Source organism: Thiomicrolovo sp. ZZH C-3 (assembly GCF_054862725.1).
The window spans coordinates 338,780-354,401 of sequence record NZ_JBTKXX010000001.1; the positions used below are offsets into that span (position 1 = coordinate 338,780).

Sequence of the window (15,622 nt, forward strand, 5' to 3'; positions counted from 1 at the left end):
CTGCATGCACTCTATCGATCAAAACGTCGTGCGCCTCGGATGGGTGAGCTACTTCACCGACCTGGCCTCCGCGATGGTCAACCCCATTCTTCCTATTTTTGTTATCACCGTCCTGCATGAAGGGATGGACAAGCTGGGCGTCATCGTCGCCGTGGCGACCTTTGTCTCCTACGCGCTCCGGATGGTTTCGGGCTATATTGCGGACTACTACGGCGTGGTCAAACCGCTGGTGGTGGGCGGTTACCTCTTTTCGGCCCTTGCAAAGCCGCTGCTGGGGTTCAGCCACGGCTGGGGGAGCATCGCGGCGCTGCGTGCACTGGAACGGGTAGGAAAGGGGGTGCGTTCGGCCCCGAAAGACCTGATGATCGCCTCCTATGCCAAACAGAATGCCCACGGCAAGACCTTCGGGTTCCACAAAACGATGGATATCGCGGGGGAGTTCAGCGGAACCCTGCTGCTGTTCGGGTTGCTGTGGTATTTCGGCGACAGCGAAGGGGTGATCCGAACCCTCTTTTTCGCGACGCTGCTCCCCGGGGTCATCGGCCTGGTGATCGTCGCTTTTTTTGTGAAGGATATCCCCAAGCGCGAACAATGCAGCGAGCGCTTCCGGCTGAGTAGCGCGGACAAACAGACCCTGCTGCAGCTGCTTTTTTATTTTCTTTTCCTCTTTTTCATTTTCAGCGAAGCCTTTTTCACCGTACAGGCCAAAACCGTCGGGATCGCGACGGCAATGATCCCGCTGTTTTTCGCCGTATCGACGGGGGTGCAGACGCTGACCAGCTACCTTTTCGGTCTGGGCTCGGACCGTTTCGGCAGCGGGGCGGTGAACGCCTTCGGCTACGGCTGCGGTATCGCGGCGCAGGGGCTGCTGTGGCTGCAGACGCCCGCGGCGACCTGGGCGGCCTTCGCCTTTCTGGGCCTCTTCACGGTCGCTACGCTTAATGCCAACCGGGCCATGATCGCACAGCAGGCGGAAAACCGCGGTTCGGTCTACGGCATCTTCTACGCCGCGGTCGCACTCTTCGCCGCGGCGGGGGCGGCGTTCGGCGGGTGGCTCTGGGAGCAGTTCGGGATGCAGACGGCGCTGGACGTGGCGCTGGGCGGAACCCTCGCGGTTAGTGTATTATATGGGTTAAAAAAGGTGCTTCGAGGATGAACAAACCGAAATATTCGCTTCGCAAGAACTTCGGCTACGCCGTCGAGGGGTTTATGCACGTCTTCCGGCACGAGACGATTTTCAAGATCGAGGTCGCGCTCTTTGTCGTGCTCAGTATGGTCGCCTGGAGTATCGACGTGGTCAAGTGCGAAAGGCTCTGGCTGCAGTTCTCGCTTTTTCTGCCCATTGTCGCGGAGCTCTTCAACAGCGCCGTCGAGCGGGGGGTGGATCTGAGCACGCGCGAATACCACCGCCTGGCCAAGGCGGCCAAGGACAGCGCGGCCGCCGCCTGCCTTATCAGCGTCGTGATGACGGTGCTGATCTGGGCAATCGTCCTACTTTAGGGCCGCTTTGATCTGCTCGACGAACTCCTCGATGTCGTCGTAAAGGGCCTGGAGGTCCTCTTCGTGCTCGACCTCGTCGGCGAGGATCTGCGAGACGATGTCGTAGGTGACGATGTCCTTTTCCCGGGTGAGATCGACCAGGTCCGAGTAGACGCTGATGGCGCACTGCTCCCCTTTGATCGCCTGCTCCAGTACCGCCATGACGTCGGGGTTCTCCGGTGCTTCATACCCGCAGTTGCTGTTCGCCATCCACTCCGAGGGGCTCAATGCCGGAGTGCCGCCGAGCTGGATGATACGGTCGGCGACCATCGTAGCATGGCGCAGTTCGTCCGCCGCATGCTGGTCGAGTTCGGTGATCGCGGCGTCTTTCATGATCCCTTTGACGACCTTGGACTCGATGAAGTACTGGTAATAGGCCAGCCATTCGTCGCAGTACGCCTTGTTGAGCAGCTTCACCACCGCTTCCGCTTCGATGCCTTTGAGAATTGAAATACCGCGAATTGCCATGACAGTCTCCTTTAAGAAATTGTAATAGTTCCATCATAGGACGACAATTCTTAAGTGCAGGTCAACACATAAAAATGATTTTTTGGTTCAGGCATGTTTGATCGTCCCTCCGGTTTAGTGCTATGATAGTGGGAGTGAAGCAAAAGGAGAGGTGATGGCGACGGTGATTTCCTACGGGGCGGCAGAGGTGGTGACGGGATCATGCCACCTGCTTGAACTCGAAAACGGCAAGCAGATCCTTATCGACTGCGGGATGTTCCAGGGCCGGGAGGAGGAGCGCAACGCCGAGCCTTTCGGTTTCGACCCGGCGCAGGTCGACTTTTTGCTGCTGACCCATGCGCACCTTGATCACTGCGGACGGATGCCAAAGCTTGTCAAAGAGGGGTTCGCCAAGACGATCGTCGCGACGCGGGCGACCTTCGACCTGGCCGAAGTCATCCTGCTCGACAGCGCCAAGATTATGCAGGAAGACCACGAGACCCGCTTTAAAAAGGCCCTCCGCCGCGGGACCGAGGGGGAGGTGAGCCCGCCGCTTTACGGCGAGGATGACGTCAGGGACGCCCTGGCCCTCACCCGCATCCTGCCCGAGTACGGTGAGCCCTTCACGCTGTGCAAGGGAGTGGAGGTGACCTACAGGGATGCGGGACACATTCTCGGTTCCGCTTTTATCGAGATCGCCTATGAAGAGGCGGGGGTGACGCGGACCATCGTCTTCTCCGGCGACATCGGCAACGACAACGACATGGTGCTGCCGAACCTTGCCCCCTGCCGCCATGCGGACTACCTCTACACCGAATCGACCTACGGCGACCGCGACCACCAAAACGCCCTGCAGAGCACGGAGGAGTTCAAAAAGGTCGTGACCGACACCCTGCTCGACTGGGGCAACGTGCTCATTCCCTCTTTTGCCGTCGAGCGGACCCAGGAGATCCTTTTCCTGCTCAAAGAGATGCACGAAAGCGGCGAACTGCCGCACTGCAGGATCTTCGTCGACTCCCCGATGGCCATCAGGGCGACGGAGGTGTATGACCGCTACAGCGATCTGCTCAGCGCCAAGTGCCGCGAGGTGAAGGCGCGCGACGGCCGCGTCTTCGATTTCGAACTGCTCACCTATACCCTCGACGTCGGGGAGTCCAAGGCGATCAACCAGATCGACAGCCGCGCCATTATTATCGCCGGCAGCGGGATGTGCACCGGCGGCCGTATCCTTCACCACTTCAAGCACCGCCTCTGGAACCGGAAGAATGCGCTGATCTTCGTCGGCTACCAGGCCGCCGGGACCATGGGACGGCGGATCGTCGACGGGGAGAAGTGGGTCAAGATCTACCGTGAAGATATCCGGATCGAGGCCAAGGTCTACACGATCAACGGTTTTTCCGCCCATGCCGACCAGTCCGGGATCCTGGAGTGGATCAAAGGGATGAACAGCGTCAAGAACATCTTCCTTATCCACGGGGAAGCGGACAAGGAGCTACTGTTCAAGGAGGCCATCGCGCAGAAGTTGAACAAAGAGGCGCATATCGTGGAACAGAACGAGGTGATCTACCTGTAGGCGGCAGAGACAAAAAAGGCACACTGCACTGAGGAGAAAGTGATGGCATATGTAAAATGGTTTGAAACGCTCGGCATCGGGGATGTCCCATCGGTCGGGGGCAAGAATGCCTCCCTGGGGGAGATGTACCGGCAGCTCAGTGCTGCGGGGGTGCTCGTTCCCAACGGCTTCGCCGTCACGGCGGAGGCCTATGACGCCGTACTCGAAGCAAACGGTGCCCTGGAGAAACTTCATGCGCAGCTGGATGATTTCGACCCCGACGACGTCGCGCAGCTGCAGGCGCGGGGGAAGGCGTGCCGGGAGATCCTCTACGGCTGCTCCCTCCCTCCCGCGCTCGAAGCGGAGATCCTGGAGGGGTACGCGGCGCTCAGGCGCGAATACGGCGACGACGTCTCCCTGGCGGTCCGCTCCTCCGCGACGGCGGAGGACTCCCCGGAGGCCTCCTTCGCAGGGCAGAACGACACCTACCTCAATATCGCCTCCGCCGAGGCGCTCCTGGACGCCTACAAGCGCTGCCTCGCATCAAACTTTACCGACCGCTCCCTGCACTACAAGTTCGACAACGGTTTTGATTACTTCGACGTCAAACTCTGCGTCGTCGTGATGAAGATGGTGCGCAGCGACGTCGGTGCGAGCGGGGTGATGTTCAGCATCGATACGGAGACGGGGTTCCGCGACGTCGTCTACATCACCGCTGCCTACGGACTGGGCGAAAACGTTGTGCAGGGGACCATCGATCCCGACGGGTTTTACGTCCACAAGCCGACGTTTGATCAGGGGCACCGCGCGGTCTTGAAGCGGAGCCTCGGGAAAAAAGAGCTCAAGATGATCTTCTCCGAAGCGCTCAGCAGCGGCAGCATCGCCGTCGAGTACACGAAAAACGTCGAAACGCCGCCCGCTGAGCGGACACGCTTCTGTATCACCGATGAGGACGTGATGGTTCTGGCCGATTACGCCATCAAGATCGAGCGGCACTACTCCGAAAACGTCGGACACGACAAGCCGATGGACATGGAGTGGGCCAAGGACGGCATCGACGGCCGGCTCTACATGGTCCAGGCGCGCCCGGAGACGGTGGAATCCCAGAAGAAAGGGTCGATCCTTGAGATCTACCACCTGAGCGAAACGGGGGAGGTCCTCGTAAGCGGTCGCGCCGTCGGTACGAAGATCGGCAGCGGGACGGTACACCATATCCGCGATACGGCGCAGCTCGGCGACTTCAAACCCGGAGAGGTGCTGCTGGCCGATACGACGACACCGGACTGGGAGCCGGTGATGAAGATGGCCTCGGCCATCGTGACCAACCGCGGCGGGCGTACCTGCCACGCGGCCATCGTCAGCCGGGAGCTCGGCATCCCCGCCATCGTCGGGGCGGAGGATGCGACGGAAAAACTTGCGGACGGCCGGGAGGTGACGGTCAGCTGCGCCGAAGGGGAGACGGGAAGGGTCTACGACGGCACCCTGGCGTTTGAGATTGAGCGCACCGATCTCAGCCACCTTCCCAAAACACGCACGAAGATCATGATGAACCTGGGCAACCCCGATCTTGCTTTCTCGCTCGCACACCTTCCCGTCGACGGTATCGGCCTGGCGCGGATGGAGTTCATCATCAACGAGTCCATTAAGGTCCACCCGATGGCGCTGGTGCACCCCGAAAAGACGGACCTGGCTACGCGGGTGCAGATCGAGGCGTTCAGTACCGCCTACGAGGGGCCGGAGGATTTCTTTGTCAAGCGCCTCTCCGAGGGGGTGGCGACGATCGCGTCGGCGGTCTACCCCGAACCCTGCGTCGTACGCATGAGCGATTTCAAAACCAACGAATACGCCACCCTCGCGGGCGGTAAATTCTTTGAACCTCTGGACGAAGCGAACCCGATGATCGGTTTCCGGGGTGCGGCGCGCTACAGCCATCCCGCCTACGAGGAGGGGTTCGCGCTGGAGTGCGCCGCGATGAAGCGGGTCCGTGACGAGATGGGCTTTACGAACGTCATCCTGATGATTCCCTTCTGCCGGCGGGTCGAAGAGGGGCGGCGGGTCGTCGAGACGATGGCGAGGCACGGACTGAAGCGCGGCGAGAACGGGCTGCAGATCTACGTGATGTGCGAGATCCCCAACAACGTCATCTCCATCGACGGTTTCAGTGAGGTGTTCGACGGTTTCAGTATCGGGAGCAACGACCTCACCCAGCTCACCCTCGGCGTCGACCGCGACAGCGAGATCGTCGCTTTCGATTACGAGGAGCGGGACGAGGGGGTACTGAAGATGATCGAGATGGCCGTCGAGGGGGCCAAACGAAACGGCCGACACAGCGGCATCTGCGGGCAGGCCCCCTCAGACTACCCGGAGGTCGCGGAGTTCCTTGTGAAGCTCGGTATCGACTCCATCAGCCTTAACCCCGACAGTGTCCTGACGACCCTGCCGCGGATCATCGAACTTGAATCGGCGCTGAACGGGAAATCGACGGAGCCGTAACGGGCTGTTTTGAAGGGACGGAAGCGCTGAAGCAGCGCCCCGGAAGGGTGGCGGTGCGGGTTACTGTGCGAGGATGATGGAGCTGGCTTTGATCAGCGCATAGACGGTGTCGCCTTTGGCGACGCCGAGATCCTTCGCGGCCTCTTCGGTAATGATCGCGGTCAGTGTGGCAGTGCCCATGGCCAGTTTGAGTTCGCAGCTGACCGGGCCTTCGATGATGTCGCTGACCGTCGTCTCGAGCACGTTGCGTGTGCTGATCTTGCCCGGTTTTTCTTTGGCGATCATGACGAAGGATGCCTTGATGATGGCATAGACTTCCGAACCGGCCGCCAGCCCCATATCGGCAACGGCTTCTTTGGTGATGATCGCCTTAAGGGGTGTGCCGGCTACCTCCATAACGACTTCGCTGTTGACGGCGCCGCCGATGACCTCGGTCACGGTTCCTTTCATCTGGTTGCGTGCACTTGTTTTCATTTTTTTTCCTTGAATATGTTTTCAGAGGAGAGTCTATCACAAGTAAGTGCCTAAAAAATAGTATTTTATGTTAAATTATAAAAAATGTGATATCACATCAGGAACTGCTCGGACAGAAAGAGCCCGAGCCCCATGAACCCCAGGGTCAGGGCAAAAAACTGGGCTACGCGCCATCCCAGTTTCAGCCCGCCGATCCAGAAGACGATACCGAGTTTGACGAGGGAGTTGGTGACGGAGGCGATCACGATGCCGTTCATCGCCGTCGTCATCATAAGTTTTTGATCGCGGGTCAGCTCCGAGAGCGAGAGCGTGATGGCGTCGACGTCCGTGATCCCGGAGATGAACGAGACGATGTAGACCCCGATATCGCCGAAGCGGTTTTCGGTGAAGGCGATGGCCCCGTAGATGATGCCGAAGAGCAGCCCGAACTTCAGCGCTTCGCTCAGTTGCAGGGGGTTCTTTGTCATGGCCTGGTTCTCAAGACGGATATCGGCACTCTGTGAGCGGCTGTAGAGGAAGTAGGTAAAGAGCAGTCCCGCCGCCGTCGCCGCGAGATAGGCCGGTGCAAGGGCTTTGGCCAGGGCGGGGGAGATGACGGCCGCTTCGAAGAGGACGCGCAGGTACATGAAGGTACAGGCGATGGCGACCCCGGCGGCGTAGTTGTTGAGCAGTGTGATCTGGTTGGCGAACATTTTCGACAGTGAAACAGCCACCCCGGTCGAGGAGACGAGGCCGCCCGCCGCCCCGGTGATGAAGAGGCCGCGTTTGTGCCCCCACAGTTTCACGGCGGCGTACCCGACAAAGGAGATACCGGCGATGATGACGGCCATCAGCCAGGTCTTGTAGGGGTTGAACAGCTCATAAGGGCCGATCATCGTGTTGGGCAGCACCGGCAGGACGACGAAGCTCATGGCCAGCAGCAAGACGGCGGCACTGATGTCGGTGGAGGAGAGGTGGGCCTCGAACTCCCGCAGGCGGGGCTTGATCTCGAGCAGGACGACCATCACGACGGCGATGAAGATGGCGTAGTTCTCCAGCGCCGCATAGACCATGAGGCCCAGGAAGAAGGTGACGACGGCGGCCACCTGGGTGGTCATCCCCGTCTGGTGGAAGCGGGTGACTTTGAGGTAGTACGAGAGGCCGACGAGCAGCCCGACGACCGCCGTCGCGGCAAAGACGAAGCCCGGTACCGTCTCGCCGAGCCAGCCGGCGAGGTAGCCGATGAGGGCCAGCAGGGCGAAGGTGCGGCTCCCCGCAAAACTCTCTTTGCCTTTGGGCAGGTAGCTCATGGTACGCTGCATGCCGATCATGAACCCCAGCAGCAGCGCGATGACCATTGATTTGAGTACGGCGTATTCCATAGGATGATTGTACCATGTAGATGCGGATGCATGCTACAATGGGGCAACGGAGTTACAAGGGGGTGCCCATGAAGAAAAACCATGAGAAAAAAGCGTTCCGCAAGCTGCTGAAGCGGCACCAGAAACCGCTGCCCTGGGAACATCCCAAACCCGATGAGGATGACCCGAAAGCGCATAAGCGCGTCAAGGCGATCATGGCCCACGACAATTTCATCCAGGCGGACCGGGACCCGGCGTTTCTGCGCCGTGACGAGGTGCGGGGCGTACGGCTGGAGGTGGACTACCTCAAGCCCGAACTGCTGCTGCGCGAGCACGGTATCGAACACACCATCGTCGTTTTCGGCTCCACAAGGATTATGGAGGAGGCGGAGGCCAAGCGCCTGATCGACACTCTTGAAGCTGAACGGGATACGAAAGACGGTGAAGCACTCGAAACGGAGCTGCGCATTGCGCGGCGTCTGCTGGCCAAGAGCCACTATTACGAGACGGCCCGCGCCTTCGGGGCAATTGTCGGCCGCAGCGGCAAAGGGCCCGAAGATACGAAGATCACCCTGATGACGGGCGGGGGGCCGGGTATCATGGAAGCGGCCAACCGCGGTGCTTTCGACGTCGGGGCCAAATCGGCCGGGCTCAACATTACCCTCCCCCATGAGCAGTACCCCAACCCCTACATTACCCCCGAACTCTGTTTCCAGGTGCACTATTTCGCCATCCGCAAGCTTCACTTCCTGCGGCGGGCCAAAGCCCTGGTCATCTTTCCCGGGGGCTACGGGACCCTGGATGAATGTTTTGAAGTCCTGACCCTGGTACAGACACGCAAAATCGACCCGATGCCCGTCGTCTTCGTCGGCGAAAGCTACTGGCGGGGGATCATCAACTTTGAAATGCTCGTTGAAGAGGGAACGATTGACGAAGAGGACCGGGAGCTTTTCGGGTTTGTTGAAACGGCGGAGGAGGCGTGGGAGATGATCCTCAAATGGCATAAACGCAGCGGCCATCCGCTGATGGAAGCGTAGCGCCGGGAGGATCAGCCCCTGGCGTAGTGCTCGCGCAGGTAGGCCAGGCAGGCTTCGGGCGAATCGGCTATGACCGTGTGGGTGAACATCAGGTTGTGCGACAGGGCGAAGGACTCGATGCTTTTGCCCTCCCGGCACTGCACAGCGTCGGGGGAGAGCCGCTGATGTTCCCGCAGGCGTTCGGGCATATGGCGGCGGTCGGCCGCGTAGGCGAAGACCGGCTTGCCGAGGGCCTCGGCGAACCCGACCTCGTAGACGGTGCCCGAGTCGGGTTCGAAACCGCGGAAAGGGTTGAGGTTCGCCATGACGATGTCGGCGCGGCGGATGAGGTCGATATTCGCCTGTCGGATCGCTTCGGCGGTTTTGTGCGGATGGTCGAAGGTGTCGATGGCGTTGTCCAGGGGAAAGAGCCCCTCGAAGCCGTAATCGGCGCAGAGGGCCTTGAGGGCTTTGCCCGCGGCAAAAGGGTCGGGTTCGAAGACGTCGGGGCCGGCTAAATAGATCGTTTTCATTCTGCATCCTTTTGATGTTGTTTGGTGGCGCGGTTTATCTGCGCGTGGGCATCGCGCCGAGCGAAACCCAGTGTTAGCGTAGGTATCCGGACTTTGTTCGGATGCCGTAATAAATGAATGTGTTCCCCTTTTTCTTTGCGTGCACAAAGAAAAAGCCGAACCGGGAAAAAGAAAGTGCAAAAGGCTGCCGCTTTCGGGATATGCCATTCCCCGGTGATCCGGCGGACACGCTAATGATCGTTTCGGCCTTGACGGAAAAAAAGATGCTGATACTCTTTACGTTTCATGCTTTACCAGTATTTTATCGGCAATGATCCCCTGCAGCCAGGCGCCCAGCAGGATGTAGACGCTGAGCACGAGGGTGAAACCGATGCCGAAGTAGCTGATCATGACGGGGAGCCAGGGGAGTTTGATGGCCCGGGCGTAGAAGAAGGCGACGATGAGACCGTCGCGGGCCCCCTGGCTCCGCAGGTCGGCGAGCATGGGGTACCAGACGTAACCGGGGCCGTGGCTGAGGATCCCGCCGAAGAGGGCGATGAACCAGCCGCGGAGCCGTGCACCTTTGCCGAGATGTTTCGCGATGCTCTTGGGTTTGAGGAAGGTGTTGAGCAAAGCGGTGAGGAAAAAGACGACGAGCAGGATGGGAAGGATCTTCATCAGGATACCGAGACTCTCCTCCGCCGCCGCCAGGGTTTTGTCCGGCGCGAACAGGGCGGCCGTGCCGTAGACCAGGAGGGTGACGGCGAGCAGGATGCAGCCGTTGCATTTCAGTGCGGGGGCCGGTGCTTTTTTCACGAGAGCCCCTGCAGCGTCAAGGCCGTGGCGAAACCGATCAGCATCGCGAAAACGAAGCTGAGCAGGTTGCGGATGACGGTGAAGCGTTTGCCGAAGAGGGAGGCCTCCAGCGGCAGCTGGATGATCCCGAGGGTCACCCACGCCAGGATAAAGGCGGTCACGGCATAGAGGGAGATCCCCTCGCCGAGCAGTTCACCGCCGATAATGTAGCTGATGACGGGCTGGCCGATGGAGATCCCGCCGATGACGGTCCCGATCAGGGTGTCAAGCAAGGGGGCGCCGCTGAAGAGGGTGCGGAGCATCTCCGGGGAGACGAAAGCCTGGAAAAGCCCGACGAGGCCGATGACGGCGAGGAGCATCGGCGTCATGGTGGCAAGGGAGCGCAGGGCTTTGGTAAAGGCCTCTTTGGCGCGGGAGTTCTCTTTCATAACTACGATTGTAGCGAAACCCCTGCGGCAAAAGGGGTCACGACTGCTCTTTTTCGCGGCGGGCGATCTCGTCGACGTTGAGGCGGACGAAGCGGTAGCTGACATAGATGATCAGCGGCCACGAGGCGAACCAGATAAGCGAAGATGTGTAGTCCATAGGGGGCTCCTTAATAGTTGTGCGCGTCGGGCGCGTTGATCTCGTCTTCGGTGATCTTGACCCGGTCCATCTGCCGCCATGCGTAGGCGATGTAGGCGAGGACGAAGGGCACCATCAGCGAGACGTAGCTCATCACGGTCAGCGTATAGAGGCTTCCCGAGGCGTTCTCGATGGTGAGCGAATGCTGGATGTCGTGCGTCGAGGGGTAGAAGGCCGTGCCGTTAAACCCGACGGCGAGCAGGACCGCCATGACGGTCAGCACGATCCCGACCCCGTTGGTCCAGGCGCAGCAGCTCTTGCCGCGGAAGACCGTGTTGAAGACCGAGAGCAGGACCATGACGACCCCGGCGAGGAACATGACGCCGACAGCCGGCATCTCGATGAAGTTCCAGAAGTATTTGTTCGGCACCATCGAGACCGCTTTGGTGGCGGCATCGTAGGCAAAACCGTCCTTGAGGAAGATCCACGCAACGAAGCCGAGGAAAAAAGGCAGGAACCAGACGATGTTGCGCTTGATCATGGTGCGCGCCTTGGCTTCGATCGGTGCATGGTCGATGCTCGAGATGAAATACATCCCCGCCGCGATGCGCACGAGGAAGAGCAGGGCGAAGCCGAGCAGGTAGTTAGCGGGGTTGAGCAGTGCTTCGAGGCCTCTGGCGGCTCCCTGCCAGTGGACGAAGTTATTCTCATCGAGGGCGAAATCCGCGCCGCTGAAGAAGGTGCTGATGGCGATGCCGAGCAGCACGACGCCGAGGCTGCCGTTGATATACAAGAAGGCCTCGTAGGTCTTCTGCCCCAGGACGTTGTCGGGCTTCTTGCGGTACTCGTAGCTGACCGCCTGGATGATAAAACAGAAGAGGATGATCATCCAGACCCAGTACGCCCCGCCGAAACTCGTGGCGTAAAAGAGGGGGAAGGCGGCAAAGAGCGCCCCGCCGAAGAGCACCAGGGTCGTAAAGCCCAGCTCCCATTTGCGTCCCAGCGAGTTGACGAGCATCGTCTTCTCCGTTTCGTTGTCGCTGAGCTGATTCAGAAGGGTCTGGCCCCCCTGGATAAACATGATATAGACAAAGAGTCCGCCCAGCAGGCTGATGATGATCCACCAGTACTGCTGCAATTGTAAAAAGGTGAGTGCTTCAAACATCAGTGGTGTCCTCCGTCGGGTCCGATTTTAATCTGGCGGAGCATGATCTTGATCTCCGCGACAAGCAGCGCCGTAAAGAGCGCCGCGAACATCCAAAAGGTTGTCTGGACGCTGCTGATCGAGATGTCCGTCATCGCGATGCCGACGGGCAGCAGGTCCTGCACGGCCCAGGGCTGGCGGCCGACCTCGGCGACGATCCAGCCTGCCTCGGCGGCGATGTAGCCCAGCGGAATCGACCAGATGGCGAGCCAGAGCAGCTTGCGGAAACGGGTGATCTCATTGGCCATCGTCAGGTAGAGCAGGGCAAGGAACAGGAGAATGAACCAGCTCCCCAGCCCGACCATGATGTGGAAGCTGTAGAAGGTCAGGGCGATCGGCGGGACGATATCCTCGGGTTTTTCGAGGTAGCCGTAGCCGAAGTCGGCGATGTTCGCTTCGAGCACCGTGCGCGCTTCGGCCGCACCTGTTTCGTCGCCCGCTTTCACGGCTGTTTTATACTCCTTGAACGCTGCGACCGCTGTCTTGCCGCGGTCGATCCGCGCCTGCGCCGGTTCGATGCCGTGCTTCTCGTTACCGTAAACGAGGTCGTCCAGGCCCGGGACGAAAGCGTCGATGTCGTGGTAGCCCAGGAAGGAGAGGGCATACGGGATCTCGATGTCGCCGTAGAACTCGTGGCGGTCGTCACCGAGCTCTTTGTCGGGGTTGAGGATGCCGAAGGCGATGATGCCCGCGCGGGTCTCGCCTTTGTAGAGCCCCTCCATTGCGGCGAGTTTGACCGGCTGTTTCTGCGCGACGTTGTAGGCGCTCTCATCCCCGCTGAGCGCCAGGAAGAGCGAGACGAGCAGGCCGAAGGAGGCGCCGACGACCATACTGCGCTTGGCAATAAGCGTGTCGCGGTTTTTCAGCAGGTACCAGCCGGAGATCCCGACGACGAAGAGGCCGGCGATGACATAGCCGCTGCTGATGGTGTGCAGGAACTTCGACATGGCCACCGGGGAGAGGACGACGTCCCAGAAAGAGGCCATCTCGTTGCGGGCGGTGTCGGGGTTGAAGGCCATGCCGACGGGGTACTGCATCCAGCCGTTGGCGACGAGGATCCAGAGCGCGGAGAGGTTCGAACCGATCGCGACGAGCCAGGTGGAGAGGAGATGGAACCCTTTGCTTACCTTCTCCCAGCCGAAGAACATGACGGCGAAGAAGGTCGACTCCATGAAGAAGGCGAGAATCCCCTCCACGGCCAGCGGCGCGCCGAAGATGTCGCCGACGAACCAGGAGTAGTTGGCCCAGTTGGTCCCGAACTCGAACTCCATGATCAGCCCCGTCGCGACGCCGACGGCGAAGTTGATGGCAAAGAGCGTCATCCAGAACTTCGTTGCCCGCTTCCACTGCGGGTCGTTGGTGCGGACATAGAGCGTCTCCATGATCGCGACGATAAACGAGAGTCCCAGGGTGAGCGGGACGAACAGGAAGTGGTAGATCGCCGTCAGGGCAAACTGGGCCCGTGCCCAGTCAACGCTTGCGGCCGTTTCATACAGCATTATTTTTCCTTTGATTTTATTTCATAAACTAAAAGGGACCCTCTCCCTTTTGCCGCGGGATGAACCAAGTCCATCCCGCTTTGGCTCGCCGCTAAGGCGCTGAAGCACAAAGAAGCTGTCGGCTTCTTCGTGGAGCGCCATGGGCGCGTGGACCCATCGAAAATGGATTTTACGATGCATCAAAGCCCGATTTTCGGCATGCCTTGCCTCTTGATGGGGCGCAGGGGTGTCAAAATCGGGCGTGAATCGTGTGCTTACGGTGTGTTCATCAATTGCCGGCTCACGAACTCCTGCCGTGCTTCGTCACTGTCGAAGCGGTTCTGCAGGGTATCGCTGAAAAAGAGGACTTTGATCACACCGAAAAGAATGAGCAGTTTGACAGCCACGACGGTCCAGAGCGTCCGGCCGAGCCGCATGGCGCTGAAGCCGTCACGGTAAAAACGGTAAAGGGCTGCCAGTTTCATTTTTTTTCCTTGTTCAGTGGGTGGAACAGGTCCCTTTGCCGCCGAGGGCGCCGAGGGCGTTTTGCATGAGGCGCTCGACGGAGTCGCGTACCGTCGCCGATTCGCGGTCCACATAGACGGAGAGCCCTGCCTGTTCAAATCCTTTGGCCGGGGAGCCGCCGATACCCGAAACGACGAGAGCGTCGGGGTGCAGGGCCATGATATTGGCGACGGCGTTGCCGCAGCCCCCGGCATCGTGGCCCGGGTTGACGATTCCTTCGACATCCATTATACGATTATTTTCGACGGTGACGAGGGTGTAGAACTTCGCTTTGCCGAAGTGCGCCCCGCGGCGGGAAAGGAACCCCATGTCTTCATCGGTAGGGAATACGATTTTCATGCTGCTTTCTCCTCCAGGTAGTTTTTGACGGCTTCGTCGGCAGTTTCGCCGTGTTTTTCGCGGATTTTCTTGACGGTGATGCCGGCGCGGTCGACCGCCTCTTTCATGTGCGTTCCGATCATACGCACGAGCATCATCTCGACACCGGCGAGGTTGGAGAGGCTCTTGCCGTGCCCCTTTATATGTTCCTCGTCTTCGGCGTGGTGATGCCCGTGGTGGCCTCCGTGTTCTTCATGGTCATGATGGTGGAGATGATCGTCGTGGGCATGCCCGCTTTTCGGTGCTTCGACGATCCGCTCGAAGACGGTGTCGTCGAAGAGGGCGTAGTAGGGAGCCTGCCCCGTTCGTTTGACGATTTTGAGGTTTTCACCCTCTACGGGGATTGCGATTTTCATTTTTCATCCTTTAACGGTGCGTTTTTGGTCGTATCGGAAGCGGCGAGCGCGACGATGCCCCCTTTGAGCACCTGCACGTTCTTGATCCCGATCATCTTGAGGCCCATGGCCGCCATCGTCGCCCGCGTGCCGGAGTAGCAGACGAGGACGATCGGGCGGTCCGTTGGGAGGGTGTCGAGGTTCGGCTTTTCGAACAGATGTTCGACGGGGACATGTCTGCTTCCTGTGCCGCCCAGACCGACGACGGAGGCTTCCCCTTCGGTCCGGATGTCGAGCAGGAGCATCGGTTTGGCTTCACGCAGCATCTTCATGACGTCGTCGGCCTTGACGAAGAGCGTCGAGTTGGCGCATGCCTTGTGGGTCATGTGGGAGAAGAAGCCGTTGAATTCGGCGGCTTTCGCGGCGTCGTAGGCGAACGCGGACGCGCTCAGTGCGCTCAGTGCGATCAGGGAGATCACTGTTTTTCTCATGCGGTTTTTCCTTTGGTGTCGTGCCGGTCTCAGCGGCCGGTATGGGCGTAGTGCGCTTCGATCAGGGCAGTGACACTGGTGTCGAGCACGTAAACATTGGCATAGCCCATCATCTCGAGGTAGGCCATGACGCGGTTGCCGAACCACCCTTTGACGCAGGCGGTGATAATGGGGGTCGTTTTGTCTTCGGGCAGCAGGTCCAGGGAAGCGGCAAAGGCGGGGTAGGGTGCGTAATAGGCATTTTTGATCCCCGCTTCCTGGGCGTTTTCGCCCTCCACCTTCGCCGGCGGCCGGACGTCGAAGAGCACGGCGCCGGCATCCATCAGCAGTTCCCGCGCCTTGTGCAGGTCGATATGGCCGAGGTTTTCTTTGGCGACATCGTTGGCGATAATGGACGCCAGACGCTCATTGAAATTCTCATTCATTTTTACTCCTTATGCAAATAATCTGACAGCATT

At 59.8% G+C, this 15,622-nt stretch carries 18 protein-coding genes; 5 read left to right on the forward strand and 13 right to left on the reverse strand.

All coding sequences use genetic code 11. From position 1 onward, the window contains the following. The first annotated feature begins 4 nt into the window (after window positions 1–4). Window positions 5–1,156 carry an MFS transporter gene (locus ACXWTF_RS01780; protein ID WP_461713328.1) on the forward strand — a complete coding sequence of 384 codons (1,152 nt, stop codon included), beginning with the start codon at window positions 5–7 and terminating at the stop codon, window positions 1,154–1,156. Then, on the forward strand, window positions 1,153–1,500 hold the full coding sequence (locus ACXWTF_RS01785) for a diacylglycerol kinase (RefSeq protein WP_461713329.1): 348 nt from the start codon (window positions 1,153–1,155) through the stop codon (window positions 1,498–1,500). Before ACXWTF_RS01780 ends, ACXWTF_RS01785 begins: the two co-directional genes overlap by 4 nt. Here ACXWTF_RS01785 and ACXWTF_RS01790 read toward each other — a convergent pair. Next, entirely contained in the window at window positions 1,492–2,007 is a 516-nt protein-coding gene (locus ACXWTF_RS01790) for a ferritin-like domain-containing protein (RefSeq protein ID WP_461713330.1), read from the reverse strand. The two genes, ACXWTF_RS01785 and ACXWTF_RS01790, sit on opposite strands and share 9 nt — an antisense overlap. 154 nt (window positions 2,008–2,161) lie before the next feature. On the opposite strand from ACXWTF_RS01790, the gene ACXWTF_RS01795 reads away from it, so the two are divergent. Both ACXWTF_RS01795 and ppsA read left to right on the forward strand, forming a co-directional pair. Next, window positions 2,162–3,559: an MBL fold metallo-hydrolase RNA specificity domain-containing protein gene (locus tag ACXWTF_RS01795; protein ID WP_461713331.1), complete on the forward strand. Its 1,398-nt coding sequence runs from the start codon at window positions 2,162–2,164 to the stop codon at window positions 3,557–3,559. Window positions 3,560–3,601: 42 nt separating this feature from the next. Next, complete coding sequence (ppsA, locus tag ACXWTF_RS01800) at window positions 3,602–6,031, forward strand: phosphoenolpyruvate synthase (RefSeq protein ID WP_461713332.1); 2,430 nt, start codon at window positions 3,602–3,604, stop codon at window positions 6,029–6,031. Window positions 6,032–6,091: 60 nt separating this feature from the next. Here ppsA and ACXWTF_RS01805 read toward each other — a convergent pair whose 3' ends face one another. Next, window positions 6,092–6,505, reverse strand: coding sequence for a TOBE domain-containing protein (locus ACXWTF_RS01805; RefSeq protein ID WP_461713333.1), 414 nt, complete (start codon window positions 6,503–6,505; stop codon window positions 6,092–6,094). A 92-nt stretch (window positions 6,506–6,597) separates the two neighbouring features. Continuing rightward, window positions 6,598–7,866 (reverse strand): MgtC/SapB family protein, encoded by a 1,269-nt coding sequence (locus tag ACXWTF_RS01810; RefSeq protein ID WP_461713334.1) that lies wholly within the window; start codon window positions 7,864–7,866, stop codon window positions 6,598–6,600. Window positions 7,867–7,934: 68 nt separating this feature from the next. Between ACXWTF_RS01810 and ACXWTF_RS01815 the strand changes: the two genes are divergently transcribed. Further along, complete coding sequence (locus ACXWTF_RS01815) at window positions 7,935–8,882, forward strand: LOG family protein (protein WP_461713335.1); 948 nt, start codon at window positions 7,935–7,937, stop codon at window positions 8,880–8,882. A gap of 11 nt (window positions 8,883–8,893) precedes the next feature. Here ACXWTF_RS01815 and ACXWTF_RS01820 read toward each other — a convergent pair whose 3' ends face one another. From ACXWTF_RS01820 to ACXWTF_RS01865, 10 genes are all read right to left on the reverse strand, one after another. Next, on the reverse strand, window positions 8,894–9,394 hold the full coding sequence (locus ACXWTF_RS01820) for a nucleoside 2-deoxyribosyltransferase (protein WP_461713336.1): 501 nt from the start codon (window positions 9,392–9,394) through the stop codon (window positions 8,894–8,896). 276 nt (window positions 9,395–9,670) lie between these two features. Continuing rightward, on the reverse strand, window positions 9,671–10,189 hold the full coding sequence (locus tag ACXWTF_RS01825) for a permease (protein ID WP_461713337.1): 519 nt from the start codon (window positions 10,187–10,189) through the stop codon (window positions 9,671–9,673). Then, the gene (locus ACXWTF_RS01830; protein WP_461713338.1) at window positions 10,186–10,617 is read right to left on the reverse strand and encodes a permease; all 432 of its coding nucleotides are present in this window, start codon (window positions 10,615–10,617) and stop codon (window positions 10,186–10,188) included. The genes ACXWTF_RS01825 and ACXWTF_RS01830 overlap by 4 nt, the downstream gene beginning before the upstream one ends. A gap of 167 nt (window positions 10,618–10,784) precedes the next feature. Then, window positions 10,785–11,918 carry a cytochrome d ubiquinol oxidase subunit II gene (gene cydB, locus ACXWTF_RS01835; RefSeq protein ID WP_461713339.1) on the reverse strand — a complete coding sequence of 378 codons (1,134 nt, stop codon included), beginning with the start codon at window positions 11,916–11,918 and terminating at the stop codon, window positions 10,785–10,787. Continuing rightward, the gene (locus ACXWTF_RS01840) at window positions 11,918–13,456 is read right to left on the reverse strand and encodes a cytochrome ubiquinol oxidase subunit I (protein ID WP_461713340.1); all 1,539 of its coding nucleotides are present in this window, start codon (window positions 13,454–13,456) and stop codon (window positions 11,918–11,920) included. Before ACXWTF_RS01840 ends, cydB begins: the two co-directional genes overlap by 1 nt. Window positions 13,457–13,710: 254 nt before the next feature. Then, a complete protein-coding gene (locus ACXWTF_RS01845; protein WP_345988996.1) occupies window positions 13,711–13,920 on the reverse strand; it encodes a DUF4492 domain-containing protein in 210 nt (69 codons plus the stop codon). Between the two features lie 13 nt (window positions 13,921–13,933). Further along, window positions 13,934–14,299, reverse strand: a complete 366-nt coding sequence (locus tag ACXWTF_RS01850) for a NifB/NifX family molybdenum-iron cluster-binding protein (protein WP_345988998.1) — start codon at window positions 14,297–14,299, stop codon at window positions 13,934–13,936. Then, entirely contained in the window at window positions 14,296–14,694 is a 399-nt protein-coding gene (locus ACXWTF_RS01855; protein WP_461713341.1) for a NifB/NifX family molybdenum-iron cluster-binding protein, read from the reverse strand. The genes ACXWTF_RS01850 and ACXWTF_RS01855 overlap by 4 nt, the downstream gene beginning before the upstream one ends. Continuing rightward, window positions 14,691–15,164: a rhodanese-like domain-containing protein gene (locus tag ACXWTF_RS01860; RefSeq protein ID WP_461713342.1), complete on the reverse strand. Its 474-nt coding sequence runs from the start codon at window positions 15,162–15,164 to the stop codon at window positions 14,691–14,693. The genes ACXWTF_RS01855 and ACXWTF_RS01860 overlap by 4 nt, the downstream gene beginning before the upstream one ends. 29 nt (window positions 15,165–15,193) lie before the next feature. Continuing rightward, window positions 15,194–15,589, reverse strand: a complete 396-nt coding sequence (locus ACXWTF_RS01865; protein WP_461713343.1) for a rhodanese-like domain-containing protein — start codon at window positions 15,587–15,589, stop codon at window positions 15,194–15,196. Window positions 15,590–15,622: the final 33 nt, after the last annotated feature.